This is a genomic window from Lentzea albidocapillata subsp. violacea, from assembly GCF_900100275.1.
Taxonomy (GTDB): Bacteria; Actinomycetota; Actinomycetes; order Mycobacteriales; family Pseudonocardiaceae; genus Lentzea; species Lentzea violacea.
In genome coordinates this window covers 1-1,078 of record NZ_FNET01000057.1, presented here as the reverse complement: position 1 = coordinate 1,078, position 1,078 = coordinate 1, and the positions used below count along the sequence as shown (strand labels likewise).

Genomic DNA, 1,078 nt, shown 5'->3' with positions numbered 1-1,078 from the left:
CTCGCCGTCCTCGTGGGGCTGGTGTGGTGGTCGCTACGACGTCGCAATCAATGCAGCGTGGCGGGCGTGCGGCGCTGGCGGTGGCGGCTGCTTGCCGTGCTCGCCGTCGCGGTGGGCACGTATGTGGTGCTGTACGCGCTGACGACCTGGCTGGGCACCTTCGCGTGACCGGCTTGGAGGCTGCGGCGAGTTGATTCACGATCCTGCGCTGACCATGCGCGCGGGCTCGTTCACCGGCCGCCTGATCCAGATCGTGCATGGCTGTCCGACCTGGGCGATCGCTGTGCGGCAGGCAGCGGCGCAGTTCTCCGGCGGCTACGGTGGACGCGCCGAACGCCCGGGCGGCCCGTATCCATGGAGGTGATCACCGTGCCAAAGCGTCCGCTGGTCATTGCCTTCGACGTGGTGGAAACGCTGTTCCCGCTGGAGCCGCTGGGCGAGCGGCTCCAGCACGCCGGGCAGCCTCCGGAGCTGTTGCGGTTGTGGTTCGCGCGCTTGTTGCGGGATGCGTTCGCACTGACGGCGAGCGGCGCCTATCAGTCGTTCGCCGAGCTCGCGGTCGGTGCGCTGCGCGCTGTCTCCGATGTGTCCGAGGACGCGGCGCGGGAGGTGGTCGCCGGGTTCGCGACGTTGGACCCGCATCCGGAGGTCGCCGAGGCGATGCGCATGGCCCGCGACGCGAACGTTCGGATCATCACGCTCACGAATGGCTCGGCCACCACGACGTCCGCTCTGCTGGAGCGCGCGGGCTTGCGCGGCCATGTCGAGCAGGTGGTGTCGGTGGACGCGGTGCGCCGCTGGAAACCCGCGCCGGAGCCCTACCGGCACGCCGCCGCAGCCTGCGCTGTGCCCGCAGAGCGGATGGCGCTGGTCGCCGCGCACGGCTGGGACACGCACGGCGCCCACCGGGCCGGGCTGGTCACGGGCTGGGTGAGCCGGTTGGAAGGCCACTGGAACGACCTGTTCGATCCTCCCGACGTCACCGGGCCCGACCTGGTGAGCGTGGTGGGGGCGCTGCTGGCACTCAGCGAGGGCGCAGATACCAGCAGCTAGGTAGGTAGGTAGGTAGGTAGGTAGG

Annotated in this window: 1 protein-coding gene; it reads left to right on the top strand. The window is 70.5% G+C overall.

Features of this window, described 5'->3' with window-relative positions; genetic code table 11:
- The first annotated feature begins 369 nt into the window (after nucleotides 1-369).
- Nucleotides 370-1,053 carry a haloacid dehalogenase type II gene (locus BLR21_RS41490; RefSeq protein ID WP_218131132.1) on the top strand — a complete coding sequence of 228 codons (684 nt, stop codon included), beginning with the start codon at nucleotides 370-372 and terminating at the stop codon, nucleotides 1,051-1,053.
- Nucleotides 1,054-1,078 lie beyond the last annotated feature (25 nt).